The 1,234-nt window shown below is 41.9% G+C and carries 2 protein-coding genes; both read left to right on the forward strand.

Going from position 1 to position 1,234, the window contains the following annotated elements; translation table 11 throughout:
* The first annotated feature begins 57 nt into the window (after nucleotides 1-57).
* A complete protein-coding gene (locus EPX21_RS05525; protein WP_134088677.1) occupies nucleotides 58-336 on the forward strand; it encodes a transposase in 279 nt (92 codons plus the stop codon).
* The gene (locus EPX21_RS05530; protein ID WP_134088678.1) at nucleotides 333-1,184 is read left to right on the forward strand and encodes an IS3 family transposase; all 852 of its coding nucleotides are present in this window, start codon (nucleotides 333-335) and stop codon (nucleotides 1,182-1,184) included. The genes EPX21_RS05525 and EPX21_RS05530 overlap by 4 nt, the downstream gene beginning before the upstream one ends.
* The last annotated feature ends 50 nt before the right edge of the window (nucleotides 1,185-1,234 follow it).

Consider the following 1,234-nt stretch of genomic DNA (forward strand, 5'->3'; position numbering starts at 1 on the left):
ATATCATACTACCCAAATACTGGACAACTGCATAAATGTTTAAATTAGCAGTTGAGAATGAAAAAAGAACGCAGGAAATTCAGTGCAAGCTTTAAGGCTAAGGTAGCCATAGAAGCCATCAAAGAGCAGCAGACTATCCAGGAGCTGGCGGTTAAACACGAGTTACACCCAACCCAGATCAACACCTGGAAACGGGAGTTTCTGGATAATGCAGAATCTGTTTTTACCACGGACAAGTCTTCTTCAAAAGACGATTCCAAGGAAAAAGAACTATATTCCAAGATTGGGGAGTTACAGATACAGGTGGATTTCTTAAAAAAAGTATTGGGCAAATGAGCTTGGAAGAGAAACGCGGGCTTGTTTGCCCGTCCTATAAGAAAATGAGCGTTTACAGACAGTGCAAGGTTATGGAGTTACCTCGTAGCAGTTATTATTTTAAACCTAAGGGGGAATCGCTGTTCAACCTACAGGTTATGAATGCGATAGACCGTAAGTTCCTGGACTGTCCATTCTACGGGGTAGAGCGGATGACGGACTATTTAAGGCAGGATCTAGGCTATTTCGTTGGACAAAAGCGTGTTCGTAGGCTGTACAAACTCATGAACCTGAAAACCATACATCCTAAAAAGAACCTGAGCAAAGCAAATAAGGCGGACTATAAATTTCCGTACCTACTCAGGAACCTTAAGATCGAAAGGCCTGCCCAGGTATGGCAGGCAGATATCACGTACATCCCCATGTTTAAAGGCTTTATGTATATGTTTGCCATCATAGATGTATACAGCCGAAAGATAATGGGCTGGGACGTGTCCAATACGATGAGTGCCGAATGGTGCAGGGACGTGCTGGCAGATACGATGCAAAGGCATGGTAAGCCGGAGATATTCAATACCGACCAAGGTTCCCAGTTTACCTCAGAAGTTTTTGTGAAATTGCTTAAGGGAAATGACATAAAAATATCTATGGACGGCAAAGGAAGGGCACTGGACAATATCTACATCGAAAGGTTCTGGGGATCCCTAAAAAGAGAGAAGATATACCTCAATCCACCGAATGGTGGCGTGGATCTGTACAAGCAGGTTAAGGAGTACGTCTTATTTTACAATACTGAAAGAAGGCACAAATCCTTAGGAAGGATAACACCCGATGAAAAGTTCTATCAGGAAATTAAAAATGTATCGTAATTATATCTTAGTTTAGTAAAAAGTTGTCCAACAAATAGGGAGTATCATAG

Origin of the sequence: Olivibacter sp. XZL3 (genome assembly GCF_004368405.1) — a bacterium.
Lineage (GTDB): Bacteria > Bacteroidota > Bacteroidia > Sphingobacteriales > Sphingobacteriaceae > Olivibacter.